Raw genomic sequence first — 25,733 nt, 5'->3', positions numbered from 1 at the left:
CCCTACTGCTTCTCGGTGAAACCGAACTGGATGATGCCCTCGTCGTCGACGGTGGCGTCCACCGAGGCGTCGCCGAGCAGTTCGGCGGCGTCCGGGTCGAGGAAGATCCGCGCGCCCTGGTTGTCGACGACCTGGTCACCCTGCTCCGGCTCGGGCACCAGCTCCACGGTGAGCGATCCGGCGTCGGTGTCGGCGGCGATCCGCACGCCACCGTCCTGGGCCACGTCCTGCTGGTTGGCGAGGTCACGGATGACGAGCACGGCGTTGTCGGTCATGGTGAGCATTGGTGGAACTCCTCGTGGTTTCTCGGCTCGCGGTCGCTTCTCGCGCAGAGGCGGACGAACGGCCCGCGTACGAGCACGCGTGGGAGGCGACGGGAGATACGGACGGTCATCGCCGTCGCGTCGAATAGGGGCGGCTGACGGGCCCCTTCCCAGCCCACGGTGCCCGCTACCGAGCGATACGTCAAATAGAGCCGGATCAGTCCCGCTCTCGCTTCCGCGCTGGTCACGGCGCTGTTTTGCCCACCAGCGCGCGGAACTATCCTTACGCTGAGTAAATGATGGATGACGCCCGCCGTGCGGCTGCCGAATTCCTCGGCACGCTGCTGCTGGTCTTCTTCGGCGTGGGCGCCGCCGTCGCCGGGCGGGTCCAGGGCGGCGTGGTGGTCGTCGCGCTGGCCTTCGGGTTCGTCATGCTGGCCCTCGTCTACACGATCGGCCCGCTCTCCGGCAGTCACGTCAATCCGGCGGTGACGCTCGGCGTCCTGCTCTCCGGCAAGATCTCGGTGATCGGCGCTGTGGCCTACTGGATCGCGCAGTTCGCCGGGGCGACCGTGGCCGGCTTCCTACTCTGGGCACTGACCCGGTGGGGTGACGTCGCGGACCAGACCGGGGCGCTGGGCTCGAACGGGTACGGCGCGCACATCAACCGGGGTGGCGCGGCCGTACTGGAGATCGTGCTGACCTTCCTCTTCGTCCTGGTCGTGCTCGTGGTGACCAGTCGCAGCGAGAACCCCGGCATCGCGGGGGTTGCCATCGGTCTGGCCCTGGCCACGACCCAACTCGTCGGCGTGACGCTGACCGGCGCGGCGGTCAACCCGGCCCGCGCCTTCGGCCCGGCCGTCTTCGAGGGCGGGGTGGCGCTCCGCCAACTCTGGGTGTTCATCGTCTTTCCGCTGCTCGGCGGGGCGCTCGCCGCGTTGGTGGCACCGCTGGTGATGGGCGGGCAACGGCACTACTGGGGCGGCCACGAACGGGCGCTCGGCCGCCCGGGACATCACGAAGGGCAATAACCTTCGCAGGAGAGTCTTCTCCGGCGATTATCTTCATGGCAGCATCGGCGCATGCATCGTCGTCTCTTTCCGCGCGCCGTCGCCCTGCTCGCGCTGGTCGCCACCGTGGCCACCGTGGGCGCGTCCGGCGCCACCGCCGAGTCGCCCACCCCCGCGACGACCCGACTGCGCGCCACCATCGACGCGATCCTCGCCGACAGCCGGCTGGCCGGCGCGCAGACGTCGGTGGTCGTCGTCGACACCAGCACCGGGCAGACCCTCTACGACCGCAACGGTGACCGGCGGCTGATCCCGGCCTCCAACACCAAGCTGCTGACCTCGACCGCCGCCCTGGGACTGCTCGGGCCGGGCCACCACTTCCGCACCGACGTGCAGACCACCGGCCCGCGCCGCGGCGGGCTGCTCTCCGGCAATCTGTACCTGCGCGGCGGCGGCGATCCGACCATGTTGGCGGCCGACTACGACGCGCTCGCCGCGCAGGTCGCCGCCGCCGGTGTCCGGGTCGTCACCGGCAACCTGGTGGCCGACGACACCCGCTACGACCGCGCCCGGTTGGGCCCGGACTGGACGTGGGACGACGAGCCCTACTACTACGCGGCGCAGGTCTCCGCGCTGACGGTCGCCCCGGACACCGACTACGACGCGGGCACCGTGATCGTGCACGCCGCGCCCGCCGACCGGGCCGGCGCCCGGCCGGTGGTCACCACCACACCACCCACCAGCTATGTCCGCATCGACAACCGGGCCGAGACGGTCAGCGAGGGCGAGACCTCGATCTCCATCGAGCGTGCGCACGGCGACAACACGGTCGTGGTGACCGGCCAGATCGCCGTCGGCGACGAGCCCACCAGCGACTGGGTGACCGTCTGGGAGCCCACCGGGCTCGCGGCCGAGGTCTTCCGGGCGGCACTGCGCCGGCACGGCGTACGGGTGCTCGGCCGGACCGTACTCGGCGAGCCCACGCCGGAGACGGCCAACCCGGTGGCCAGACACGACTCGATGAGCCTGGGTGAGCTGATGACACCCTTCCTCAAGCTCTCCAACAACGGGCACGCCGAGGTGCTGACCAAGGAGATCGGCCGGGTGCTCTCCGGCACCGGCACCTGGTCCGCCGGTCTCACCGGGATCAGCGAGTACGTCGCCGACACCGGAATGGACACCGGAACGCTGCGCCAGCGCGACGGCTCGGGCCTGTCCCGCCGCGACCTGGTGCCAGCGGCGGAGTTCGTCGACCTCCTGGCCGCCGTGCGAGCCCAGCCCTGGTTCCCCACCTGGTACGCGGCGCTGCCCATCGCGGGGCAACCGGAGCGGTTCGTCGGCGGCACGCTGCGCAGCCGGATGGCCGGTACCCCGGCGGCGGGCAACGTCCACGCCAAGACCGGCAGCCTGACCGGTGTATCGGCGCTGTCCGGCTACGTCACCAGCGCCGACGGCCACCTGCTCGCGTTCTCCATCCTGCTCAACAACTACCTGACGGCGTCGGTGAAGGCGCTGGAGGACCAGATCGCGGTGACGTTGGCCAGCCATCGCGAGGACGGCGCGAGCGCGGCCCGGGTCGCAGCGCCCGAGGTGCCCCAGGCTCCGCGTACGCCGGAGGGCGTGGAGTGCTCCTGGGTGAAGCCGATCACCTGCTGATCAGCACGCAGGTCAGGCGGGTCGCTTCGGTGTGGGGGGTACCGCCGCGGGGTCGCCGCGCTCGATGAGCGCGGCGATCTCGGCGGCGTGCAGGCCGCGGAGCGTCAACACCCGGGTGCCCCACCGGTGCAGCCGGCACGGGTGGGGGCTGGCGTCGTTGCGACAGACCACCCCACCGGACCAGCGCCGGGGCGCGTGTACCACCACCGCGCGTACCGCGAACTGGGCATCCTCGCCCGTCACGTACGGCGGCAGGGGGATGTCGCGGAGCACCTCCGGCTCGTCGACGCCGGGAGAGACGGCAGGACGGACGCGGTGGGCGGTACTGCTGCTCATCTGCGCTGCCTCCACAGTGGAACGTGAACGGGGACAGCAGAAAGTTACGTCGTCACCGACGGAGGGCGACGGACAAACTGTCCCGCTCAGCGCAGCGCGACGGCTTGGAGGCCGACGTTCCCGCAGTGCTCGGTGTAGACCTTCTCGACCGTCCAGCTCACCACCAGCCGGGCGTCCTTCGGCGCCGCGAACCGGATGACGAACTGGGCGCTCTGACTGGTGTACGGGTCCTCCAGGCGGAGGGTGCTGACCGGCCCGCCCGTCGACAACCGCACGTCGAGCCGGCCGCGCGCCATCCAGATTCCGGCGTACACCTGGACCGTGCGCGGCGCACCGCTGCCGACGACCGTCAGGCTGAACCCGTTGCCCACGCCGCAGGTGTAGACACCGTCGGAGGTGCCCCGGTCCCAACGGTCGGGCGCGCCGTCGGACCAGCGGACGACCTCCTGGTTGCCGTCCCAGCCGATCCGGCGCCCCTTTCCGCCCCCGTCGACGATCTCCCCGGAGCCGGACTGCTTGCGGACCGTCGAGTTGCCGCCGCCCGGCCCCCAGTGCATCCAGTCCCGGGTGCCCACGGCGGTCAGGTCGACCTCGGCGGGCACCTCGGCGCGGGTCACCGACAGCAGCGACGCGGCCGGCTTCTCCGACTCGGGGGCGGGAGGGCTGGTCGACGGCGTCGGCTCGGGCGAGGGTGGCCGCTGCCGGGGCCGCAGACCCGGCAGCGCCGGGCCGGCCTCGCCGGTACGTCCGTCCGCGCCCGGCAGGCCCGTCGGACGGGCGGCGCCGGCGGGCACGCCGCCCGGGCCGCCGACCGTCGCGTCGCCCGAATCCGGGCCGGACCGCGAACCGAGGTACGCCACGAGCACCACGAGGCAGACGACCGCGCCGACCCCTTCCAGGGCCCAACGTCGCCGCTGCCGGGCGCGGGCGAGCCGGCGCAGCGCTCGGTGACCCAGTCCAGCCGCGGCGGATCGCGGCCGGTGCGACGCGGGTCGCGCGGCCGGCTCGTCCCCGGCCCGCGAACCATCCCGCGTACGGTCCTCGTCCGCCACCGACTCCTCCACGTTGCCGCCCGACCGCCACCGCACGTGACGGATCGACCGTCCACTGTGGGTCGTTCACGATTGCACCGGCGTGGTCGACACGCTAAATCGGGACAGCATGACGTGTCCAGTCCGGATCGGGACGGTATGGGACGGCCGTCTCACCGTCCGGTGGTCACCCCGGGTCAGCCGATGCGGAAGCCGAGCGCCTGCGCGATGACGAGAGCCTGCTCGGCGTCCACGAGCGCGCCGGCCCGCTCGACCGAGGTCGGGTCGAGCGCGGTGAGATCACTGCGCCGCAGGTCGGCGCCGCCGAGGCGGCAGCGCTGAAGTTGCGCTCCGGAGAGGTCGACGCCGGTCACGGTGGCCCCGGTGAGGTTCGCGCCGGTCAGGTCGGCCTCGCGCATCCGCACGTCGCTCAACCGGACGGCGCGCAGGTCCGCGCCAGGTAGCGCGACGAATGACCAGTCGCCGCCGTCGACGCGCAACGGGCGCAGCTCGCACTGGACGAAGGTGCTGCCCACCAGCTTGCAACCGGTGAACTCGGCCTCGAAGAAGTTGCAGCGCTTGAAGACGCAGCGGGTGAACGCGGAGTCGAGGTGCCGGGACGCGTTGAACCGCACGTTGCCGAACGTGCATCCCGTGAAGACCGCGCCCCGGGTGACCGCCTCGGTCAGGTCCACGTCGAAGAACTCGCAGGCAACGAAGTGGCGGTCGGCCAACTCCTCGCCGTACCAGTCCTCGTTGCGGAAGGTCACGTCCTCGGTCAACTCCGGCATTCGGCCAGGCTAGTGCCGCCGACCGACACCACCGGGGAGCCGCCCCTTCCGGTAGCGGCGTACCGGCGAGTAGTTTCGGCGGCGTGAGTGTGGCGCGGAGCAAGGACCCGGATGAGATCGGCTTCGACCCGGAACGGCTGGCCCGGATCGACGAACACTTCGGCAGGTACGTAGACGACGGCCGGCTCGCCGGCTGGCAGGTGGTGGTCACCCGCCGCGGCGAGGTGGCGCACTCCTCGACGTACGGCCTGCGGGACCGCGAGTCGGGTGCGCCGGTCGGGGCGGACACGCTCTGGCGCATCTACTCGATGACCAAGCCGATCACCTCGGTCGCGGCGATGATGCTGTGGGAGGAGGGCCGCTTCGAGCTGACCGACGAGATCAGCCGCTGGCTGCCCGAGTTCGCCGACCTGCGGGTCTACTCGAAGGGTTCGACGCTCAAGCCGTACACGGTGCCGGCGACCGAGCCGATCCGGGTCTGGCATTTGCTCACCCACACGTCCGGCCTGACGTACGGCTTCATGCAGACGTCGGTGGTCGACGGGCTCTACCGGGCCGCCGGCTACGACATGTATCCGCCGGCGGGCGTCGACCTGGCCACGGCCTGCGCGGCCTTCGCCGAGTTCCCCCTGCTCTTCGAGCCCGGCACGGCCTGGGGTTACTCGGTCGCCACCGACGTGCTCGGTCGGCTGGTCGAGGTGGTCTCCGGGCAGAGCCTCGACGCCTTCTTCGCCGACCGGATCTTCGCCCCGCTGGGCATGACGGACACCCGCTGGTGGGTGGAGGGCGACGAGGCCGAGCGGCTGGCCGCGCTCTACGCGCCGGATCCGCGCACCGGGCAGGCGTTCCGCTACGACCGGCTCGGCGCTCTGGCGCACCACAAGCCCGACCTGCTCTCCGGTGGCGGCGGCCTGATCTCCAGCGCCGCCGACTACCACCGCTTCACCCAGATGCTGCTGCGCGTCGGCGACTTGGACGGCGTACGTCTGCTCGGGCCGCGCACGGTGCGTTTCATGGCCCGCAACCACCTGCCCGGCGGGCAGGACCTGGGCACCCTGTCCACCGGCGGCTTCGCCGAGAGCACCCTGGACGGGGTCGGCTTCGGCCTCGGCTTCGCGGTCGTCGAGGACCCGATTCCGAGCCGGGTGCCGAGCAGCGTCGGCGAGTACTACTGGGGCGGGGTCGCCAGCACCGCCTTCTGGGTGGACCCGACCGAGGAGATCACCGCGATGCTCTTCACCCAGCTCCTGCCGTCGAGCACCCATCCCCTCCGCTCCCAGCTGCGCCAGCTCGTCTACGCCGCACTCGTCGACTGAGGGGGCGGGGTCCGTCGCCCACGGCTGACGGACCCCGCACCGCAGCTCAGCCGAGCTGCTGCGGCTGGATCGCGCGGATCTTCGCCGGCTTGCTGACGGAGAGGTTCGAAATCAGGTACGCCTGCACGCTGCCGTCGGGGAACACGGCCCACAGGTCGGCCACACCGTCGGCGTTCATGTCGGCGGCGAGGAGGCTGCTGATCGCCACGCCGGTGTTCCAGCCCGAGGCGAGCCGGTACTGGCTGTAGGCGAGCGCGCCGGTCCCGTCGCCGTTGTCGGTCATCGTCACGCCCTGCCACAGGTACAGGTCGCCGGTCGTGGCGTTGCGCAGGACCAGGGCCACGCCCGAAGCCAACTCGGTGCTGGCCAGGGTCCAGTTCTGCCAGTCGCTGCCGCCGGTCGGGGTGGCGGTGTTCAACGCCACCCGGAAGTAGAGGCCCGCCGCCCAGGCGTTCGGGTAGTAGGCCAGTCGGTAGCCGTTCGTCGTGTCGCCGACGATCCCGACCAGGTCAGGGATGTAGTCGCCGGCACCGTCCGCCACGTACCCGTTGATGAGCTGGATCGGAGCGTTGCCGTACTCGTCGAGCATGAGATCGCGCGTGAGACCGACATTGGCGTTGTAGGGCTTGGCCATCGTGCCGTCGCCGAGACCCTTGATGATGACGCCGCCACCGGCGTTGTCGCCACCCGGGTAGTAGGCCAGGAAGTCCTGGTTCGCGGTGCCCCAGAAGGTGCCGGTGATCATCTGGGCGCCGTCGAAGTCGGCCGGCGATTCGTTCCCGGTGACGCCATTGCCGTAGATGCCGATGTTCACCGCTGGGACCTTCACCCGGCCGGTACCGACGCCGGTGGTCGCGTTGATCCGGCCCCGCGCCGTCCAGACGCCGGAGTCGAGGCCCGTCGTGGTGCCGCCGGCGGTCACCAGGTCCGGTACGCCGTCACCGTTGAGGTCCTTGTCGACCGTGCCGGCGACGGCGGTGGTCGGCGTGTTGACCGGCGCGGCCTGGGCCGGCAGGGCCGGGACGACGGCGAGCGCCAGGGTGGCAGGCATCGTCCAGGCGAGCAGCCGGCGGGCGGAGAGGTGCTTCATGGATTCCCCGTTCAGTCAATGGATCTTGTTCGGCTCACCGTAGTGGACGCACGCCAGTCGGCCGCTCCCCTGAACGCCCGACCGGGTTCGTCATAACGGCATCTCCGGGGCGAGCCGGCCCTAGCCTGGGCTGGTGAGCACCATCGTCGTGTTTGGCGCGGGCGGCACCGCCGGGTCGCGGATCGCCGCCGAGGCCGTCGACCGGGGACACCGGGTGATCGCCGCGGTCCGTCGCCCGGAGGCGACCTCGTACCTGCCGGACGGGGTGCGGACGGTCACCGGCGACGCCACCAGCGAACGCAGTGTCCGGGAGTTGGCGCCGGACGCGGACGCGCTGGTGGTGGCCATCGGCGGCGGCGAGCGCGGGCTCTGGCGCACGGCCGCCGAGACCCTGGTGACCACCCTGCGGCCCATGCCGGCCGCGCCCCGGATCATCCATCTGGGTGGCGGGTCCACCCTGCTCACCCCGCGCGGCACCCGCTTCCTCGACGAGCCGGACTTCCCCGAGCAGTACCGGGACTCGGCGATGGGCCAGGCCGACGCTCTCGACTACTACCGCAGCTCCGCCGACGGGGTGCGCTGGACCTACGTCTCGCCGCCGCCGCTGGAGTTCCATCCCGGCGACCGCACCGGGCACTACCGCACGGGCACCGACGAGCCGGTCACCGATGACCAGGGCCGGTCGGTGCTGACCTACGAGGACCTCGCGGTCGCGATCGTCGACGAGATCGAGCAGCCCCGGTACCTGAACACGCGCTTCACCGCCGCGTACTGACCAGCGCGACGATCGGCGGACGGCTCGGCCCTCAGCGGTCGGTTCAAGCGGGCGGTCAGTCGCCCAGGCGGGCCGGGAAACCGCCGGTGGCGATCGGACCCCAGGCGTCGATGGTCACCCGGATCAGCGACTTGCCCTGGCGCACCATCGCCGCCCGGTAGTCGTCCCAGTCCGGGTGCTCGCCGGAGATGCTGCGGAAGTACTCGACCAACGGCTCCAGCGCCTCGGGCAGGTCCAGCACCTCGGCCGTGCCGTCGATCTGCACCCACGGGCCGTTCCAGTCGTCGGAGAGAACGCACGCCGAGACCCGGGGATCGCGACGGATGTTCGTCACCTTCGCCCGCTCGGGGTACGTGGACACCACCAGCCGACCCTCGCCGTCGATGCCGGCGGAGACCGGGGAGGACTGCGGCCGGCCGTCGGCCCGGGTGGTCATCAGCACGACACGGTGTCGCGGTCGGAGGAAATCGAGCAGGGTGTCCCGGTCGACCCGGGTGTTCTTCGCGATGCTGCGTGCCATCACTCGTTCCTACCAGGCCGGCGGCGGGCCCGCGGGCGGTGGGGGTCAGCGGGGGTCGGCGGCCGCCCGGTGCACCGCCTGGGTGGGCACGCGGGGCCGGCCGGCCGGGCGCCACGCCCGGCCGTTGGCATATATCACCCGAAAGCCGAGGTACGAGGCGAGTGGCGCCCAGTGCGCCGAGCCCATCCGCAGTTCGGCGGCGTTGTGCCGTTGCCCGTTGGCCAGCACGTCGAGCAGGACGGTTTCGAAGGCGGCCGATTCAACCCAGTCGACGTCCCGGGTGAAACCGCAGATCAGGGCGGCGCCGGTGACCTCCAGGAACTCGCGCAGCACCGCGTCCGACGCGCGCAGCACCGAGCAGCTGCCGAAGTAGAGCCGCCGCCCCTCGCAGCGGCCGGCCATCAACTCGGCCACCTCGTTCAGCTCCACCGACTGCCAGTCGGTGAGGCAGAGCCGGCTCGGCTCACCGTGCATGGCGAAGAAGCCGACGCGGTGGTCGGCGTACTGCTTGAGCAGCCAGCGGTCCAGGAAGTAGAACAACTCGTCGCGGGTGGCGGCGTCCTTGTGGATGAAGCGGATCTTGCCGAGTCGTTCCAGCAGTTCGAGCGTGGGCAGCACGGAACCGCGTTCGTTGAGGTCACGGTGCCACTGACCCTCGACACAGAAGACGCCACCGCGTGCCACGTGCACCTCCGCCAGTTCGCCGCCCGGGCCTGACGTTACCGCCCTCCCAGGGAGGAGGAACATCACCCTGGGTGCGCCGGAATGCGACGTTCGGTGCCGTTCCCGCTTTCCCGGGCCGATCGGGGGAAATGGCTGTTTCGCAAATCAGCCGAATTCACAGGCGGTGCCCAGGAACGGGCCAATCGTGAGGACAATTCTCGTTATTGCCGCCAACCGCACTGATCAGTGCGATGGTGGAAATCGCGGGACGTCCCGGTCGATGTCCCCGAGCCACCCCATTCGCTCTCCTATCGGGAGGACTTCTGTGCGCGTAAACACCTTGAAGCGAGTTGCTGTCGCTTTCGCCCTGGCGTTGCCCGGGGCAGCGATCGCCTCGGTGGTCGCCGCGCCGGCAGCGTACGCGGACGGCTGTTACACCTGGAACCGCAACCTCTACCAGGGGCGCTCGGGCGACGACGTCCGTCAGCTGCAGATCCGGGTCGCCGGCTGGGCCGGCTATCGGGACATCGTCGAGAACGACGGCCGCTACGGACCGAAGACCGCCGCCGCGGTGAAGCGGTTCCAGCAGGCGTACGGATTGCGCGCCGACGGCATCGCCGGCCCGCAGACGTACGCGAAGCTGTACCAACTCCAGGACAACGACTGCACGCCCGCGCACTTCAGCTACAACGAGCTGGACAACGGGTGCGGGGGCAGCGGGTGGAGCGGCGGTCCGCTGTCGGCGGCCCAGACCAAGCAGAACGCGCTGCGCACCATGTGGAAGTTGGAGGCGTTGCGCAAGAGCCTCGGCGACAAGCCGCTGAACGTGACCAGCGGTTTCCGCAGCCGTGCCTGCAACAACCAGGTCGGCGGCGCGTCGGACAGCCAGCACCTGTACGGCCACGCGGCCGACGTCACCTCACGGACGTCGTCCCTGTGCACGGTCGCGCGGGACGCCCGTAACCACGGCTTCAGCGGGATCTACGGACCCGGCTATCCCGACCACGACGACCACGTGCACGTCGACTCGCGGCGCGAGAACAACAGCGACAGCAGTTCGAACACGACGAACTGGTCCGCGCCGGACTGTGGGATCGGCGCTGGCAACGACTGAACCAGCCGGTCGGCGTGACGTCGGCCCGACGCGGTGGGGAAACCTCCGCGTCGGGCCGACGCCCTGTCGCCCCGGGCAGAGCGGGCCGAGCGGGCCGTGGGGTGACGCCGCTCAGCTCGCCCGGGGCCAGCGCGGCGCGGTGACACCGGGACTCACCGGGCGGCTGGCAGGCGCGGGTCGTACCCCGTGGGGGTGGCCCGCGCGGCCTGGTGTCGCGAGGGCAGTCCGGCCCGACCGGGCGGCGGCGCCGGATAGCCGGCGGGCGTGGCCGGCCGGACGCCGGCGGGACGCGCGGACGACGGCCCGGTCGCGGTGAACGGGAACGGCACGTGCACGAACGGGTTGCCGTGCCGGATCAGCGCCTCGATCTGCCGCTCGTTGAGCCCGTGCGCCTCCAGGACCCGACGCCCCCAGCGGTGCAGGCGGCACGGGTAGGACGCGCCGTCGTTGCGGCACAACGGTCCGGTCGGCCACTCCTCGGCGGTGTGTACGACCACCGCCCGGACCGCGAGCCGGACATCCTCGGGGGTCAGTGGCGCCGGCATCGGCACCTCACCCAGCACCTGGTCGATGGGATCCGTCGACTGCTCACCAACACGCACGGCAGGCCTCCCGCAGCTCGGCAGCGGTACGGCGGACTGACCGCACCGACATCCTCGGGCAGTGGTACGGCCGGCATCGGACGAAGGTTCAATTCCGGTACGCGGTAAGCAGATCCTCCGGCGACAGCACACGGAGCCCATCGACGGCGGTGCCGCTACGCGACACGGCAACGGTCGGTACCGATTCGTCCGCTCCGGGCAGCCGGGACCGGTGCAGAAGTAGTCGGCCCAGGTCATGGGCATCGAAGGGACGGTTCTCCTGCCACTTCACCGAGCCGACGAAGCAGATGCGCTCTGCGACGGGGCCCCGATCGGCACCGACGATGTCGATCTCCGGGTCGTTCGTACGCGTCCAATAGCCGCCGATCGCCGACGCTTCGGCCGGCAGCGTGTCTCCGGGCAGCCGGCGCATCGTCTCGCGGACGACAGGCTCGATCGCCCGGCCCCGCCAGGAGGTCCACGATCGCAGGATCCGCTGCAGGGTCAGGTCACCTCGCCCACGCTCGATCTCGGCCAGGTGGGGCCCCAGGAACGACAGCCAGAAACGCAGGTACGGGTCAGCCACCGCATACCTCGTCTCCCGTGACGGCTTGGTCGACAGCGGGACGGTGACCTCCACGGCCCGCTTCTGGGTCAGCAGACCCAGGGCACGGTTCAGCGACGCCTGCGGTAGGTCCCCCGCCGCACGGGAGATCAGCGTGAAGGTCCGCTCACCGGAGCCGATGGCCCGCAGCACCAGACCCGCCTGGGACTGGGGTGGAAACTCCGCCGCGAGCGCGCGTTCGCCGCTGACCAGCAGGGCTGAGGTCGGATCGCGTACCGCGTCGGCCAGATAGTCGTGCACCGACGCACCGGTCGGCCACTCGTCGAGGATCAGCGGCAGACCCCCGGACACCAGGTAGGCGTCGAACGCGTCGGCGGCGGAGAGGTCGAGCATGTCGCGGACATCGGCCGGGCTCAGCGGAGGGACGACCATCTCGGTGGCCCGCTGGTGGAACGGCCGACCATAGTCGTTCAGGGCTTCCATCATGGCCAGGTCCGAGCCGACGCAGATCAGCAGGACCGGCCGCCGGGACAGCTCGCGGTCGAAGACCTTCTGCAGCGTGCCCTCGAAACCCGGATCGCTCGCGATGAGGTACGGCATCTCGTCCAGGACGACGACGCTCGGCCGATCGGCCGGCAACGCGGCGGCGAGCAGGGTGAGCGCGGCGTCCCAGGTCCGCGGCTGCTGCTCGCTCAGCAGGTGGGCTTCGGGCAACGTGGAGGCGGCCGCCGCTTCCACGAAGAGGGCGAGGTCGGCGGCGGCAGAGGGCTGCGCGGAGGCGGTGAAGAAGAGGTGGGGGACCTCACCCCGCTCGACGAACTCCTCCACGAGCCGGGACTTGCCGACCCGGCGCCGGCCGCGCATGAGCAGCGCCCGCCCCGGCCGACCAGCACGACCACCGCGAGCTACCCGGGCGAGCATTCCGTCGAGCAGGGCCAGTTCTCGCTCTCGTCCCACGAAACCGTCCATGAACCACCCTTGATGCTGTCATTTTTGGAACACTCAAAAATGAGTGTATCAATGACAGTGGCGCAAGCCAGGTCGCAAGCTCAGACGAGGTCGGCGTCGTGCACGAGCAGGGCCACCTGGACCCGGTTGTTGAGGTCGAGTCGGGTCAGCAGCCGGGAGACGTACGCCTTCACCGTCGCCACGCTCATGAACAACTCCCCCGCGATCTCGGCGTTGGTGTAGCCCCGACCCAGGGCGATGGCGACCTGCCGTTCCCGCTCGCTGAGCGCGGCGAGCAGGCGCAGCGCCCGTTCGCGTCGCGGATCGGGGCCGGGCGGGCCCGGGTTGGCGGCGGTCACGTGGTTGATCAACGTGCGCGTCACCGACGGGGAGAGCATCGCCTCGCCCCCGGCGACCCGGCGTATCGCGTGCACGATGTCCACCGGCGGGGTGTCCTTGAGCAGGAAACCGGCCGCTCCGGCGCGCAACGCCCGGAGCACCTGCTCGTCGGCGTCGAAGGTGGTGAGCACCAGCACCTCGGGCGGGTGCGGTTGCGTGCGCAGCGCCTCGGTGGCAGCCAGCCCGTCCACCCGGGGCATCCGGATGTCCATCAACACCACGTCGGGGGCGTACGCGGCGACCGCCGCGGGCACCTCGCCGCCGTCGGCCGCCTCGCCCACCACCAACAGGTCCGGCAGGCCGCCGAGGATCATCGAGAGCCCCGCCCGGACCAGCGCGTCGTCGTCCACGATCAGCACCCGCACCGGCTCCGGCCCCGCCCCGCCGGTCGAACCGAGGCTGCCGTGGGCGCTGGGCACGTCCGGAGAGCCGGGCCCGCCGGGCGGCGCGGTCACGCCGGCCACGGCAGCCAGGCCGCCAGCCGGAAGTCACCGGTGTCGTCCCGCCCGTAGGCGAGCCGGCCGCCGGCCAGGGCGACCCGTTCGCTGATGCCGACCAGGCCGGTGCCCGCGCCCGGGAGCGTGCCGCCGACCGGAGTGCCCACCGGCCACCGGTTGGCGATCGCCACGGTCAGCCCGGCGCCCGGGCCACCGGTCACGTCCACGGTGACGGCCGCGCCGGCCGCGTGCTTGCGGGCGTTGGTCAGACCCTCCTGCACGATCCGGTAGGCGGCCCGGCCCAGCGCCGCCGGCGCCTCCGCCGACCGGCCCACGCTGTCGCTGACGTTGACCCGCACTCCGGCCGTCCGCGACTCGTCGATCAGGGCCGGCAGGTCGGCGAGGGTGGGCTGGGGCGGCTCGGGCGCGTCACCGGCGCCGTCGCCCTCGGCCCGGAGCACCCCGATGACCTCCCGCAGGTCCTGCAGAGCGGCGTGCGCGCTGGCTCGGATCACCCCGGCCGCCCGCCCGACCTCGTCGGCCGGGGCGTCGGGGCGGAACTCCAGCGCTCCCGCGTGCAGGCTGAGCAGGGAGATCCGGTGGGCCAGCACGTCGTGCATCTCCCGGGCGATGCGGGTGCGTTCGAGGTGGCGGGCCTGGGCGACCCGCAACTGCTGTTCGGCCTCGGCCCGCTCGGCGCGTTCGCGCAGCGAAACGATCAACTGCCGCCGGGCCCGCACGAACATCCCCCAGGCCAACACGGCGAGAGTGATCACGACACCCCACGCCACGGTGAGCCAGTACGGCCACTTCGGGTCCGGGCGCGTCCAACTGAAGACCAGGTTGCAGACCAGGCCGGCGGCGGTGATCGCGATCGCGACAGCGGTCCGCCGGTGCACCACCACGGTGAAGTAGAGGATCAACAGCGGGATGGCGGCGGCCAGCGAGAACAGGCTCAACGGAAGGGTGAGCACCGCCAACCCGAGCGGCCACCGGCGGCGCAGCCAGAGCAGCCCGCAGCACACCAGTCCGATCAGCGCGTCCACGCCGACCATCCAGTCGTGCGGCAGCGGAACCGCCGCCTCGGGGTTGGGCGACAGGCCGTCGACGGTGGCGAACAGCACCCAGAGCAGGCTGATCAGGAATGCGACGCTGTCCACCACCCAGTCACGGGTGGTGCGACGCGGACGAGCGCGCTCGGGCTCCGCCGGCACCACCAGCTCCCCCGGCAGCAGCCAGGGGTGCTCGGGCACGGCGATGCTGGTCACGCGCCCATGCTAGGCAGCTACCGGCCCGGACAACCAGCTACCAAAGTCTCGACCCGGGCGTCGACCAAGGTAGCTGCGGCGCCGACCGGTGGCCGCAGCGGATGACCGGACGGCGCGGGCAGGCTCGACCGCATGATCACCGTGGAGAACCTCACCAAGCGGTACGGGCCGCACCCGGCGGTGGACGACGTGTCGTTCCGGTGCGAGCCCGGCACCGTCACCGGCTTCCTCGGCCCCAACGGGGCCGGCAAGTCGACCACCATGCGCATGATCTGCGGGCTGACCACGCCGACCGCAGGCCGCGCAACCGTTGCCGGGCACCTCTACCGGGAGTTGCCCAACCCGGGGCGGGAGGTCGGTGTGCTGCTGGACGCCTCCGCCCAGCACGCGGGCCGCACGGGCCGCGAGGCGTTGACGCTGTCCGCGTACACCATGGGTTTGGACAAGCGCGAGGTCGCCGCGAAGCTCGACCTGGTCGGGTTGAACGCGGTGGCGGCGAAGCGTCGGGTACGGGCGTACTCGCTGGGCATGCGTCAGCGGCTCGGCCTGGCGCAGGCGCTGCTCGGCGACCCCCGGGTGTTGATCCTCGACGAGCCGGCGAACGGCCTGGACCCGGAGGGGATCTTCTGGATGCGGGGTCTGCTGCGCGACTTCGCCGACCGGGGCGGCACGGTGCTGCTCTCCTCCCACCTGCTCCGCGAGGTGGAGGCGGTCGCGGACCGGCTGGTGGTGATCGGGGGTGGCCGGATCGTGGCCCAGGGCCGCAAGGACGAGCTGCTGGCCGGCGGCGGCACGGTCGTGCGGGCGCGTGACGACGTGGCGCTGCGTCGGGCGCTGGAGGCGGCCGACCTGACCCCCACCGACAGCCCCGACGGCCTGCTCGTGCAGGCGGACGCCGAGACGGTCGGCCAGGCCGCGGCCGACGCCGGCGTCGCGCTGGCCGAGCTACGCCCGGCCGGCAGCGGCGGCCTCGAACAGCTCTTCCTCACCCTGACCGCCGGCGAATCCACCCGGGAGGCCGTCCGATGACCACCGCCACCGCACCCACCGCCGGCGTCGTCGCGCCCCGGCACCATTCCCCGGTACGCCGACCGTCACTGCTCCGGCTCACCGCCGTCGAACTGCGCAAGCTCGTCGACACCCGGGCCGGCCGCTGGTTGCTGATCACCATCGGCCTCGTCGTCGTCGCGGTCGTCACCCTCCTGTTGATCTACGCGGAGGACGCCGAACAGACCTTCGGCACCTTCTTCGTGACCTCGCTGCTGCCCGCCAACGTGCTCCTGCCGGTGCTGGGCATCCTGTCGATCACCAGTGAGTGGTCCCAGCGCACCGCCCTCACGACGTACGCGCTGGTCCCCCGGCGGGAACGGGTGGTGACCGCGAAGCTGATCGCGGTGGTGCTCGCCGCGATCGCCTCCGTGCTGGTCGCCCTCGCCGTCGCCAGCATCGGGACGCTCGTGGCGTCGGCCACGGGCGGTGCGGGCACCTGGCAGGTCGGCGCGACGCTGGTCGTCAACGGGGTGATCGCCCAGGTGGCCGTGGCGCTGATGGGTGCCGCCTTCGGCCTGCTGCTGCTCAACACGCCGTTGGCGATCGTCGGCTACCTGCTGCTGCCGACCCTCTGGTCGGTGCTCGGCGGGATGGTCCGGCCCCTGCGCGGTCCGGCCGGGTGGCTGGACACCAGCCGGACCATGGACCCGTTGTTCAGCAGCGATGCGCTCACCGGCGAACAGTGGGGGCGGCTGGCGGTGTCCCTGCTCGTCTGGATGGTCGTTCCGTTGGCCGCCGGCCTGGTCCGGACGCTGCGCCGCGAGGTGTCCTGACCATGGACGCGGCCGACTACCGCCCCCGCACAGTGGTCACCGGTGGCCCGCTGGAACTGGTCGTTTTGTGGGGTGGCTTTCCGCTGCTCGGCGCGGGCGCCGGTTGGCTCCTCGCCGCGTCGACGGGGTGGCTGGCCCGGTTGTCGTGGGTGCCGTTCGGCGACCTCATCAGGTGGTTGGACCGGCTGCCCGAGCCGCAGGCGACCCTCGGCGCGGTGGCCGTCGGCGTCCTGGCCGGCCTGGTCGTCGCCGGGGTCGGCACTGCCGAGCGGCTGATCGTCACCGTGGACTCCACGCAGGTCCGGCTGCGCCGCGCCGACCAGTCCCGCAGCGTCGCACGGGCCGACACCCGGGCCGCCTTCCTGGCCGACAAGCACCTGGTACTGCTCGACGGCGACGGCGCGGAACTCGTCCGGGAGTCGACGGACCTCCCGGCGGCCCACCTGGCGGCGGCGTTCCGCGCGCACGGCTGGGCCTGGACGGACGACGACCCGCACCGCTCGGCGTACCGGCTGTGGGTGCCCGACCTGCCGGGGCTGCCGGTCGGCGCGGACGCCCTGCTGCACGCCCGCGAGCGGGCTCTCGAACGGGACCGTCGCGACGACGTACGGGAACTGCGCCGCGAACTCGGCCGGCTCGGAGTGGTGCTGCGCGACGAGGGCACGCCAGTACTGGCGAACCGTCGCCCCCGGGGCAGGACGGCCGACTTCGGCCGAGCGGGAGCCGGAGGGGCGGTAGCGTCAGTCCCAGGAGATCCTGGGAGTGCGCGATGACCGAGCAGCAGCCGTACCGGGTGGTGTCCCGACACCCCGGCTTCGAGCTGCGCCGCTATCCGGCCCACCTGGTGGCCGAGATGCGGATCCAGGCGTCGTTCACCCGGGCGCCGATCGAGGCGTTCCGGCCGCTGGCCGCGTACGTCGGGGGCGCCAACCGGGCCCGACAGCCGGTCGGGTCGGCGGTGCCGGCGACGTCCACGGCCGACGGCGCGGCGAAGATCCCGATGACGCTGCCGGTCGTCCAGGTCGAGGGCGAGTGGCCGGGCGCGTACCTGATCCAGTTCGTTCTGCCGGCCACCGTCACCGCCGCGACGGTGCCCGAGCCGGTGGACGCCCGGGTACGGATCCATGAGGTTCCGGCCCAGCTGGCGGCGGCGACGCGGTTCTCCGGCCGGTGGACGGAGCGGGCGTTCAGCCAGCGGGCCACCATGCTGGGCCGGTCGGTGACCGCCGCCGGGCTGCAACCCACCGGCGCCATCCGGTACGCGCGTTTCGATCCGCCGTGGAAGCCGTGGTTCCTGCGCCGCAACGAGGTCGTGCTGCCGGTCGTGGAGTGACCGGGCGGCGGTCCGGCGGGCGGTCATCCGACCGAGCCGAGCGGGGACCGACCGGGACGGTGCCGCAGTGCCCGCCACGTCGGCAGCACGCTGGCGAGTACGGCCAGCAGCAGGCACAGCCCCACCACCGCACCGACGACCGTCCACGGCACCACCAGGTCGACCGGGGCGCCGACCTGCTCGGCGAGACCGGCGCGGATGCTGAGCAGACCGACGAACGCGACCGCGCCACCGAGCAGCGCGCCGATCAGCACCACCAGGGCGGACTCCGCCGTCACCAGCCAGACGACCTGCCGCCGGGTCGCCCCGGCCAGCCGGATCAGCCGCAGGTCCGCGGCCCGACCGGCGGCGGCCAGCAGCAGCGTATTGGCGACCGCGATCGCCCCGTAGCCGGCGGACACCCCGATCAGCAGCACCGTGAACAGCCAGACCAGGCGGTCCTCGGCGGCGTCCGCCTCGGCCGCCCAGGTGGCGACGTCGACGACCCGCCCACCGACGGGCGGTGCGATCCGGTCCCGGACGTACACCGTGGACGTCAGGGCCGACGGGTCGTGCGCCCGCACCACCGCCCGGGGCACCAGCAGGTCACCGGGGAGGGAGTCGTCGGTGACCACGGCGACGACGCGCAGCGACACCGCCGTCCCGTCGGCGAAGACCACGTCGTACGGCGCGGACGGGCGCAGGTTCGTCGCGGCGGTGACCACCACCGTGTCGTCGCCCCGTAGGTCGTCGAGCGTGCCGGCGACGACGGTGAGCACCCGGTTCGCGGCGGCGAAGCCCACCGGGTCCACGCCGAGAGCGGTGAGTGGACGGTTCGCCGGCAGCGCCCGAGGGTCGGTGCGGTAGACCGTGGTCGGCAGGAGGGCGGTCCCGCCGGTCTCGGCGACTGCCGCGTCCGACAGACCCGGTCCCCGCTCGGGCACGACGATCCAACCGGCGTTCACGTTGTCCGCCCGACCTGCCGCGTACGCGGCGGTCGTGGTGCGCACCATCCCGGACACCAGCACCGCGAACGCGACGGTGAGCAGAACCGGCGCGGCGATGGAGGCGGTCCGTCGGGTGGCGGTCAACGCCCCGCCCCGGACCAGCATCCCGATCGCGCCCCCGGGCCGCCGCACCGGTGACCGCAGCAGCCGTACGACCGGCCCGACCACCGCCGGGGCGAGCACGGTGGCACCCGCCACCAGGGCCATCACCGCGTAGAGGGCGTACTGGGCGGCGATCCGGGCCTCGTCGGCCGTCGCCGTTCCGAGGCTGAGCGCGATCCCGACCGCGACCAGGAGCACGCCGGTGGCGACACGCACCCGCCCGATCGGCCGCTGCTCCACCGCGGCCTCGCGCAACGCCTCCAGCGGGCGGACCCGTGCCGCCCGTCGGGACGCCGACCAGACCGCCAGCAGCGCGATCACCGGTCCGGCGACGAGCGAGACCGCGACCGGCCAGAGGCTGTAGCGGACCGCGAAGGTCACCGGCTCCAGACCGCCGTCGACCAGCAGCCGCCCCACCGCCGGGGCGAGCGCCGCACCGACCAGCAGGCCGACGACTCCACCGCCGGCCCCGACGGCGAGCGCCTCGGCGTACACCAGGCGGCGGATCTGACGCCCGGTGGCGCCCACGGCGCGCAGCAGACCCAGCTCGCGGCGGCGCTGCGCGACGGTGAACGCGAAGGTGGAGGCGACCACGAACACCGTGACGAAGCCGGCGAGGGCCGCCGTGGCGGTGAGCACCTGCATGCCGATCCACCGGGTGCGGGCGTCACCACGGGGCTCCAACGCGCCCCGGTCCTCGCCGGTCAGCACCCGCCCGTCGCCCCCGACGACTCCGCGCGCCGCGAGCGCGACCCGCTCCGCGTCGGCGTCGGGCGCGAGCAGCAGCCCGATCGTCCGGACACCGGGCGCCAGCGCGGCGGCCACCTCGTCCGCGACGTGGACGCCGGGCGCGTCGACCAGACCGCTCACGGTGTACGGCTCCGGACCCGAGGCGGTGAGAAGGGTGACCGACCTGCCGATCGGCAGCCCGAGCGCACTGTCGACGACCACCTCGCCGGCCCTGCGCGGCGGACCGCCGGCCGTGGTACGCACTCCACCGAGCTGGGCGCTGGACCACCCGCGCCCCTGGTGGGCGTCCTCGCGCCGACTGTCAGCGGCCACGGGGTGACCGTCCACGATCGGCTGGGCGTAGAAGGTCCGGTCCGGAACGGCCGCCGCGACGCCGGGCAGTGCGCCGAGTCGACCCACGAGCGTCGCCGCCACATCGGCGGACCAGGGGCGGGTCGGCACGAACGAGTCGGCCGAGGCTCCCGCCTCCGGGCTCTGCACCACCACCGCCGCCCGCGCCAGCCGGTCCGGCACCTGCGGACGTCCGGAGGCGAGCAGCAGGGTCGCCGCCGCGACCAGCGCGACCCCGAGAGCGACGGCCACGAACGCGCTGGCCGAACGCCGGACGCTCACCACGACGGCTCCCCGACGGTCTCCCGCTCGGCGATCCGGGCGGCGACGACGGCGGCGGTGATCCCGCCGGTCAACTCGTCGACCACGCGCCCGTCGGCGAGCAGGAGAACCCGGTCGGCGTACGCGGCGGCGGCGGGATCGTGGGTCACCATCACCACGGTCTGCCCGTGGTCGTCGACGAGTGCGCGCAGCAGCCGGAGCACCTGACGCGACGCCCCGCTGTCCAGCGCGCCGGTCGGCTCGTCGGCGAAGAGCACCGCCGGACGGGTGAGCAACGCGCGGGCCACGGCGACACGCTGCTGCTCGCCACCGGACAGCTCGCTCGGCCGGTGCCCGGCCCGGTCGGCCAGTCCGACGGCGTCGAGCGCGGCGGCGACGTCCCGGGCCGGCGGGCGGCGACCGGCCAGGCGCGACGGCAACTCGACGTTCTGCGCGGCGGTCAGCGTGGACACCAGGTTGAACGCCTGGAACACGAAGCCGATCCGGTCCCGCCGCAGTCGGGTCAGCTCGTCCTCGCCGAGGTCGTCGAGGCGTACGCCGTCGATCGTGACGGTCCCCCCGGTCGGGCTGTCCAGCCCCGCCGCGCAGTGCAGCAGGGTGGACTTTCCCGAGCCGGAGGGGCCCATCACCGCCGTGAAGGTGCCGCTCGCGAAGCTGGTCGTCACGCCGTCCAGCGCCGTCACCGGCCGTTTCGACGTGCCGTACACCGCGCGCAGCCCCGTCAGGGTCACCGTGTCTGTTGTCATGGCCGACACGGTGCCAATTCCGGCAGGTGGTACGCGTCGTGCCAGCGCGGACACTTTCCGACCCGCCCCTGGGTGGACCTCGGGCGCGAACGGCGACCCGACGTCCTCCCCGAGGATGACGGCCCACGGGTGGACGCGCCCGCCGCCGCTGGCCGATACCTTCGTGCCGTGATCGCTCACCTGCTGTCCCGGCGACTACGGCCGGCGGACCTGTACGTCGTGGACGCCGTACTGGCCGTGGCGGTCGGCGGCCTGCTCTGCCCGTACGCGGCGTTGGAGTCGCCGCTGCACGGTGGCGTCCGCGAGCCGCTCTGGGTGTCCGTGCTGGTCGGGATGGCCCTCGGGCTGCCGTTGGCGGTCCGGCGACGCTGGCCGGTCACCGTCGCGGCCGTGATCAGCGCGGTCGCCACGGCCGCCCTGATCACCGGTGTGATCCCCAACTTCGCCGCTGCCGCGCCGGCCCTCGCCATCGGCCTGTCCTTCTACACGGTGGCGGTGTCGACGACCGCGCGCCGATCGATGCTCAGCGCCGCCGCCTGCCTCGCCCTGGTGAGCGTGGCGCTGGTGTTCACGGCGGGCGACCTCTGGTCCCGGACGGGGGCGGTCGGCTACGCCCTCGTGATGATCGCGCCGGCCTGGCTGATCGGTTGGCTGGTCCGGGAGCGCCGCGCCCTGGCCACCCGGCAGAGCGACCACCTGGTCCGGCAGGCCGCCACCGAGGAGCGCCTGCGGGTGGCCCGCGAGCTGCACGACGTGGTGGCGCACACGCTGAGCCTCATCGTGGTGCAGGCCTCGGTCGCCAACCACGTCGCCGAGGCGGACCCCCGACAGGCGGGCGCCGCCCTGCGGGTGATCGAGGAGACCGGCCGCAGCGCGTTGACGGACGTGCGTCGGGTCCTCGGCGTCCTGCGCGAGGGAACCCCGTACGCCCCGACACCCGGCCTCGACGAGCTGCCCGTGCTCGCCGAGCAGGCGGCGATCGGGGGTGTCGACGTGCGTCTCGACGTACGGCGGGAGGAGCCGGCCGCAGCGGTGCCGGAGTCGGTGGGCCTCGCGGTCTACCGGATCGTGCAGGAGGCGGTGACCAACGTGGTCAAGCACGCTGCTCCGGCCGTCTGTCGGGCCACGGTGACAGTCCTGCCGACCGAGGTGCGGGTGGAGGTGACCGACGACGGCCGGCGCCCGGTGTCGACGGTCGGCGGGGGGCACGGGTTGATCGGCATGCGGGAGCGGGTGGCGCTGCACGGCGGGGAGTTCCGGGCCGGTCCCCGCTCCGACGGCGGCTTCGCGGTGACCGCCAGCCTGCCCTACCGGGTCGCCGCGTGATCCGCGTACTGATCGCCGACGATCAGGCGCTGCTGCGTGGCAGCTTCCGGTTGCTGGTGGACCTCAGCGGGGACTGCACCACCGTCGCCGAGGCGGGCAACGGGGTCGAGGCGGTGGCGTTGACCGGGCGGCACCGGCCGGACGTGGTGCTGATGGACGTCCGGATGCCGGAGATGGACGGCATCGAGGCGACCCGTCGGATCTGCGCCGACCCGGCGACGGCCGGCTGCCGGGTCATCATCCTGACCACGTTCGACCTGGACGAGTACGTCTACGGGGCGCTGCGCGCCGGGGCCAGCGGTTTCCTGCTCAAGGACACCCCGCCGGCGGACCTGCTGGCCGGGATCCGGGTGGTCGCCGCCGGTGAGGGGCTGCTCGCGCCGACGGTGACCCGCCGGCTGATCGACGAGTTCGCCAGACGTCCGGAGCCGAGCCGGCCGGTGCCCCGACGGCTCGACGGGGTGACCGACCGGGAACGGGAGGTGCTGGCGCTGATCGCCCGAGGCCTGTCCAACACGGAACTGGCCGCGCATCTCAACCTCAGCCAGGCCACCGTCAAGACGCACGTCGGGCGGTTGCTGACCAAGCTCGCGGTCCGCGACCGCGCGCAACTGGTCATCGTGGCGTACGAGACGGGCCTGGTGGGGCCGGGCGGCCTACGCTGAGCCGGTCGGCCGTGCAGACCCAGGAGGAGCCATGACCCGGTACGTCGCGCTGCTGCGCGGAGTCAACGTCGGCAGCACCCGCCTCGCGATGGCCGACCTGCGCCGGATCGTCACCGACCTCGGCCACGACGACGTCACGACGTACCTGCAGAGCGGCAACGTGGTCTTCGGCAGCACGGTGCGCGACGCGGAGAAGCTCGCCGCCGGCATCGAGCGGGCGCTCACCGACGAGCTGGGGCTCACCGTGCCGGTGCTGGTGCGCAGCGGCCGGGAGTTGGCGGCGGTGGCCGGCGGAAACCCGTACGCCGAGATCGACGACGACCCGAAGCGGCTGCTGGTGGCCTTCCTCGCGACCGCTCCGAAGAAGTCGCTTGTCGACGCGCTCACCGTGCCCGGTGGCGAGAACGTGGCGTTCACGGTGACCGGCCGCGAGGTCTTCCTGCACTTCCCCGACGGCGGCTACGGGCGGACGAAGTTCACCAACGCGTACCTGGAGAAGCAGCTCGGCGTGGTGGGCACCACCCGCAACTGGAAGTCGGTGCGCACACTGGCGGAGATGGCGGCCGGCTGACCGGGCGGGCGCGGACGCCCGCCCGGCACCGGTCAGAAGTGGTACGCGGTCTCGTACTCGGGCACCAGCACGCGGCTGCGCGGCGAGATCCGCCGCACCGCCGCGATCATGTCGTCTAGCCGGGCCCGGTCGGCCGGTGCGACGGCCGGCGGGTTCCGCAACGGCGTCTCGAAGTTGTCCCAGTGCACCGGCACCACGACCTTCGGATAGTCCAGACCGGCCAGCAGCCGGGGCAGGTAGTCGGCGGTGGTGGTGGCGCTCTGCATGGCCACCATCGCCACGTCCGGCGTCAGGCCGCTGAGGTTGCGCTCGGCGACGTCGCTGGCCCCGGTGAAGTAGACCGACGGGCCGCCCGCGACCCGCAGCAGGTAGCCCAGCGTGTCGCCCTCCGGCAGGTCCGCGATGGTCGCCGGCCGCGCCGGCTGGCTCACCCGCACCCCGGGAAAGGCCACCGAGTACGACGCGTTGCGGCTGTGCAGCGAACCGACCACCTCGACGGTGTGGTCGCCGAAGTCGAGCACCTCCCCGCCCTTGACGGCGCTGAGCTGCGCCGACGGCACCCCGTACGCCAGTCCCAGGTGGTACGCGGTGAGGGTGCCGAACACCCGCGCGCCGGTCCGCCCGGCGATGTACGGCACGTCCATGTAGTGGTCCCAGTGCGTGTGCGTGACCAGCACGGTCGTGGCCTTCTCGACGCGCTGGTCGATCACGTCGGTGCGCACGGTCAACGGGGTGTCCGTCTTGAACGCGCCAGCGAACAGGCCGGTGTCGATCCGGCTGAGGAAGGGGTCGACCAGGATGGTCCGGTCGGCGATGTCGATGCGCCAGCCGGCCGTACCCCACCAGCGGAAGCTGACCGCCCCCTTGCCATGCGTGGACGGTGCGGGCGCGGCGGCCGGGGGCGCGGCCTGGGCCGGGGTGGTCGAGGCGGCGAGTCCGCCGGCCGAGACCAGGGCGGTGGTGGCTGCGGCGTCGCGGAGAAAGCGACGACGGTCGAGGTGGGACATGTGGATCTGCTCCCCGTGTCGGTTGATCGGTCGACCCGAGCCAACCAGCGCCATCAGGCCCAGGTCCAAGATCGAACGCGATCGCCTCCGATACGTCACCGCATATCGGGCCTGCTCGACGGTGGTGTCCCGTCGCTCGACACCGCCGGAAATCAGTCGCCGCGCAACGCCTCCACCGCCGTACGGGCGGCCCGCCCGACGGCCAGGTCCACGTCGATCCGGCGCGGGGCGAGGTCCTCGGCGCGGGCGAAGACGGCGATCGCGTACCGGCCGCCGTCGGGGTACTCGGCGACTCCGGCCTCCAGGTGCAGTCCGGGCAGGCTGCCGGTCTTGCCGGACACCCGCACGGCGGGCGGGAAACCGGCGGCCAGGCGGGTCCAGAAGAGCTGCCGGGCCATCCAGGCGCGGACCATCGCGCACGCCGACGCCGGCCCGGCCTCGTCCCGCCAGATCAGGCCGAGCAGCCGGGTGATGTCCCGCGCCGTACTGGACGTGGTGCGTTGCGGGTCGAAGACCCGCATGGCCCGGACCTGGTCCGCCGGCAGGGTCGGGAAGATCCGCGCGAACTCCGCCTCGGTACGCGCCCCCACGTCGGCGAGCATCATCTCGACCAGCTCCCGGGGGCCGCCGAGAACGCGGGTTCGGCCGAGGCCCAACTCGGCGGCGAGCATCGGCAGCAGGTCCGGACCGACCCGACGCAGCAGCAGGTCGGCGGCCGTGTTGTCGCTGACCGACATGGCGAAGTACGCGAGGTCCCGCAATGACACCTCGGCGTCGTCGGCGCAGCCGGCCAACCCCCACCCGCCGAGCCGGTCGGCGGCGGTGACCAGGACCCGTTCGGTCGGGTCGACCTGGCCCGCCTCAACCTGCCGGGCGAACTCCAGCACCAACAGGATCTTGAAGATCGACGCGATCACCACCTGCTCGTCGGCCCGCAGCCCGACCTCCCGGCCCGCCGCGTCCAGTTCCACGACGTGCAAGCTGCCGGTCACCCCCGCGTCGGCGAAGATGGCCTCGATCCGCTCCCCCACGTCCACCCCGGCACGGTA

The 25,733-nt window shown here is 72.6% G+C and carries 27 protein-coding genes; 12 read left to right on the top strand and 15 right to left on the bottom strand.

The features are described 5' to 3' along the window. Positions 1-2: 2 nt before the first annotated feature. Entirely contained in the window at positions 3-284 is a 282-nt protein-coding gene (locus ACQP0N_RS06035; RefSeq protein ID WP_355051907.1) for an adhesin, read from the bottom strand. A gap of 275 nt (positions 285-559) precedes the next feature. Here ACQP0N_RS06035 and ACQP0N_RS06030 point away from each other — a divergent pair, with 275 nt between their 5' ends. Then, positions 560-1,294, top strand: coding sequence for an MIP/aquaporin family protein (locus ACQP0N_RS06030; RefSeq protein ID WP_433118242.1), 735 nt, complete (start codon positions 560-562; stop codon positions 1,292-1,294). 51 nt (positions 1,295-1,345) lie between these two features. After that, positions 1,346-2,929: a D-alanyl-D-alanine carboxypeptidase/D-alanyl-D-alanine endopeptidase gene (gene dacB / locus ACQP0N_RS06025; RefSeq protein WP_433118240.1), complete on the top strand. Its 1,584-nt coding sequence runs from the start codon at positions 1,346-1,348 to the stop codon at positions 2,927-2,929. Positions 2,930-2,941: 12 nt separating this feature from the next. Here the strand turns inward: dacB and ACQP0N_RS06020 are convergent, their stop codons facing one another. The 3 genes from ACQP0N_RS06020 to ACQP0N_RS06010 form a co-directional block, all read right to left on the bottom strand. After that, positions 2,942-3,265, bottom strand: a complete 324-nt coding sequence (locus ACQP0N_RS06020) for a hypothetical protein (RefSeq protein ID WP_355051910.1) — start codon at positions 3,263-3,265, stop codon at positions 2,942-2,944. Positions 3,266-3,351: 86 nt separating this feature from the next. Continuing rightward, positions 3,352-4,317 (bottom strand): hypothetical protein, encoded by a 966-nt coding sequence (locus ACQP0N_RS06015; protein WP_433118238.1) that lies wholly within the window; start codon positions 4,315-4,317, stop codon positions 3,352-3,354. A gap of 176 nt (positions 4,318-4,493) precedes the next feature. Then, positions 4,494-5,087 carry a pentapeptide repeat-containing protein gene (locus ACQP0N_RS06010; protein ID WP_355051912.1) on the bottom strand — a complete coding sequence of 198 codons (594 nt, stop codon included), beginning with the start codon at positions 5,085-5,087 and terminating at the stop codon, positions 4,494-4,496. A gap of 83 nt (positions 5,088-5,170) precedes the next feature. Here ACQP0N_RS06010 and ACQP0N_RS06005 point away from each other — a divergent pair, with 83 nt between their 5' ends. Further along, on the top strand, positions 5,171-6,403 hold the full coding sequence (locus ACQP0N_RS06005) for a serine hydrolase domain-containing protein (protein WP_433118236.1): 1,233 nt from the start codon (positions 5,171-5,173) through the stop codon (positions 6,401-6,403). 46 nt (positions 6,404-6,449) lie between these two features. Here ACQP0N_RS06005 and ACQP0N_RS06000 read toward each other — a convergent pair whose 3' ends face one another. Beyond that, positions 6,450-7,493 (bottom strand): hypothetical protein, encoded by a 1,044-nt coding sequence (locus ACQP0N_RS06000; RefSeq protein ID WP_433118234.1) that lies wholly within the window; start codon positions 7,491-7,493, stop codon positions 6,450-6,452. A 133-nt stretch (positions 7,494-7,626) separates the two neighbouring features. On the opposite strand from ACQP0N_RS06000, the gene ACQP0N_RS05995 reads away from it, so the two are divergent. After that, complete coding sequence (locus ACQP0N_RS05995) at positions 7,627-8,268, top strand: NAD(P)-dependent oxidoreductase (protein ID WP_433118232.1); 642 nt, start codon at positions 7,627-7,629, stop codon at positions 8,266-8,268. A gap of 55 nt (positions 8,269-8,323) precedes the next feature. Here the strand turns inward: ACQP0N_RS05995 and ACQP0N_RS05990 are convergent, their stop codons facing one another. Both ACQP0N_RS05990 and ACQP0N_RS05985 read right to left on the bottom strand, forming a co-directional pair. Beyond that, positions 8,324-8,788: a PPOX class F420-dependent oxidoreductase gene (locus ACQP0N_RS05990; RefSeq protein WP_433118230.1), complete on the bottom strand. Its 465-nt coding sequence runs from the start codon at positions 8,786-8,788 to the stop codon at positions 8,324-8,326. Between the two features lie 45 nt (positions 8,789-8,833). Next, positions 8,834-9,472 carry a DUF6642 family protein gene (locus ACQP0N_RS05985; RefSeq protein ID WP_007456059.1) on the bottom strand — a complete coding sequence of 213 codons (639 nt, stop codon included), beginning with the start codon at positions 9,470-9,472 and terminating at the stop codon, positions 8,834-8,836. A gap of 304 nt (positions 9,473-9,776) precedes the next feature. Here ACQP0N_RS05985 and ACQP0N_RS05980 point away from each other — a divergent pair, with 304 nt between their 5' ends. Further along, positions 9,777-10,565: a D-Ala-D-Ala carboxypeptidase family metallohydrolase gene (locus tag ACQP0N_RS05980; RefSeq protein ID WP_355051917.1), complete on the top strand. Its 789-nt coding sequence runs from the start codon at positions 9,777-9,779 to the stop codon at positions 10,563-10,565. Positions 10,566-10,717: 152 nt separating this feature from the next. Here the strand turns inward: ACQP0N_RS05980 and ACQP0N_RS05975 are convergent, their stop codons facing one another. The 4 genes from ACQP0N_RS05975 to ACQP0N_RS05960 form a co-directional block, all read right to left on the bottom strand. Further along, on the bottom strand, positions 10,718-11,167 hold the full coding sequence (locus tag ACQP0N_RS05975) for a hypothetical protein (protein ID WP_433118227.1): 450 nt from the start codon (positions 11,165-11,167) through the stop codon (positions 10,718-10,720). An 88-nt stretch (positions 11,168-11,255) separates the two neighbouring features. After that, complete coding sequence (locus ACQP0N_RS05970; RefSeq protein ID WP_433118226.1) at positions 11,256-12,668, bottom strand: ATP-binding protein; 1,413 nt, start codon at positions 12,666-12,668, stop codon at positions 11,256-11,258. A gap of 92 nt (positions 12,669-12,760) precedes the next feature. Next, positions 12,761-13,531: a response regulator gene (locus ACQP0N_RS05965; protein WP_433121457.1), complete on the bottom strand. Its 771-nt coding sequence runs from the start codon at positions 13,529-13,531 to the stop codon at positions 12,761-12,763. After that, positions 13,510-14,763, bottom strand: a complete 1,254-nt coding sequence (locus tag ACQP0N_RS05960; RefSeq protein WP_433118224.1) for a sensor histidine kinase — start codon at positions 14,761-14,763, stop codon at positions 13,510-13,512. Before ACQP0N_RS05960 ends, ACQP0N_RS05965 begins: the two co-directional genes overlap by 22 nt. A gap of 132 nt (positions 14,764-14,895) precedes the next feature. Between ACQP0N_RS05960 and ACQP0N_RS05955 the strand changes: the two genes are divergently transcribed. The 4 genes from ACQP0N_RS05955 to ACQP0N_RS05940 are packed head-to-tail and all read left to right on the top strand — an operon-like array spanning position 14,896 to position 17,919. After that, on the top strand, positions 14,896-15,792 hold the full coding sequence (locus ACQP0N_RS05955; protein WP_433118219.1) for an ABC transporter ATP-binding protein: 897 nt from the start codon (positions 14,896-14,898) through the stop codon (positions 15,790-15,792). Then, a complete protein-coding gene (locus ACQP0N_RS05950) occupies positions 15,789-16,586 on the top strand; it encodes an ABC transporter permease (protein WP_433118217.1) in 798 nt (265 codons plus the stop codon). Before ACQP0N_RS05955 ends, ACQP0N_RS05950 begins: the two co-directional genes overlap by 4 nt. A 2-nt stretch (positions 16,587-16,588) precedes the next feature. Next, positions 16,589-17,359, top strand: a complete 771-nt coding sequence (locus tag ACQP0N_RS05945; protein ID WP_433118215.1) for a YqeB family protein — start codon at positions 16,589-16,591, stop codon at positions 17,357-17,359. Further along, entirely contained in the window at positions 17,356-17,919 is a 564-nt protein-coding gene (locus ACQP0N_RS05940) for an SOUL family heme-binding protein (protein ID WP_433118213.1), read from the top strand. The genes ACQP0N_RS05945 and ACQP0N_RS05940 overlap by 4 nt, the downstream gene beginning before the upstream one ends. A gap of 23 nt (positions 17,920-17,942) precedes the next feature. On the opposite strand, the gene ACQP0N_RS05935 is transcribed toward ACQP0N_RS05940, so the two are convergent. Next, positions 17,943-20,369, bottom strand: coding sequence for an FtsX-like permease family protein (locus ACQP0N_RS05935; RefSeq protein ID WP_433118211.1), 2,427 nt, complete (start codon positions 20,367-20,369; stop codon positions 17,943-17,945). Further along, a complete protein-coding gene (locus ACQP0N_RS05930; RefSeq protein ID WP_433118209.1) occupies positions 20,366-21,115 on the bottom strand; it encodes an ABC transporter ATP-binding protein in 750 nt (249 codons plus the stop codon). Before ACQP0N_RS05930 ends, ACQP0N_RS05935 begins: the two co-directional genes overlap by 4 nt. Positions 21,116-21,283: 168 nt before the next feature. Between ACQP0N_RS05930 and ACQP0N_RS05925 the strand changes: the two genes are divergently transcribed. The 3 genes from ACQP0N_RS05925 to ACQP0N_RS05915 are packed head-to-tail and all read left to right on the top strand — an operon-like array spanning position 21,284 to position 23,677. Then, on the top strand, positions 21,284-22,441 hold the full coding sequence (locus ACQP0N_RS05925) for a sensor histidine kinase (RefSeq protein WP_433118207.1): 1,158 nt from the start codon (positions 21,284-21,286) through the stop codon (positions 22,439-22,441). Further along, positions 22,438-23,106 carry a response regulator gene (locus tag ACQP0N_RS05920; RefSeq protein WP_433118205.1) on the top strand — a complete coding sequence of 223 codons (669 nt, stop codon included), beginning with the start codon at positions 22,438-22,440 and terminating at the stop codon, positions 23,104-23,106. Before ACQP0N_RS05925 ends, ACQP0N_RS05920 begins: the two co-directional genes overlap by 4 nt. 31 nt (positions 23,107-23,137) lie before the next feature. Continuing rightward, positions 23,138-23,677: a DUF1697 domain-containing protein gene (locus ACQP0N_RS05915; RefSeq protein ID WP_433118203.1), complete on the top strand. Its 540-nt coding sequence runs from the start codon at positions 23,138-23,140 to the stop codon at positions 23,675-23,677. Between the two features lie 32 nt (positions 23,678-23,709). Here the strand turns inward: ACQP0N_RS05915 and ACQP0N_RS05910 are convergent, their stop codons facing one another. Both ACQP0N_RS05910 and ACQP0N_RS05905 read right to left on the bottom strand, forming a co-directional pair. Then, the gene (locus ACQP0N_RS05910; RefSeq protein ID WP_433118201.1) at positions 23,710-24,684 is read right to left on the bottom strand and encodes an MBL fold metallo-hydrolase; all 975 of its coding nucleotides are present in this window, start codon (positions 24,682-24,684) and stop codon (positions 23,710-23,712) included. Positions 24,685-24,836: 152 nt separating this feature from the next. Beyond that, complete coding sequence (locus tag ACQP0N_RS05905; RefSeq protein ID WP_433118199.1) at positions 24,837-25,721, bottom strand: serine hydrolase; 885 nt, start codon at positions 25,719-25,721, stop codon at positions 24,837-24,839. Between the last annotated feature and the right edge of the window lie 12 nt (positions 25,722-25,733).

This window comes from Micromonospora sp. CA-246542 (assembly GCF_050942905.1).
Lineage (GTDB): Bacteria > Actinomycetota > Actinomycetes > Mycobacteriales > Micromonosporaceae > Micromonospora.
The sequence above is the reverse complement of the archived record's forward strand: the minus strand, read 5'-3'. Positions and strand labels throughout refer to the sequence as shown.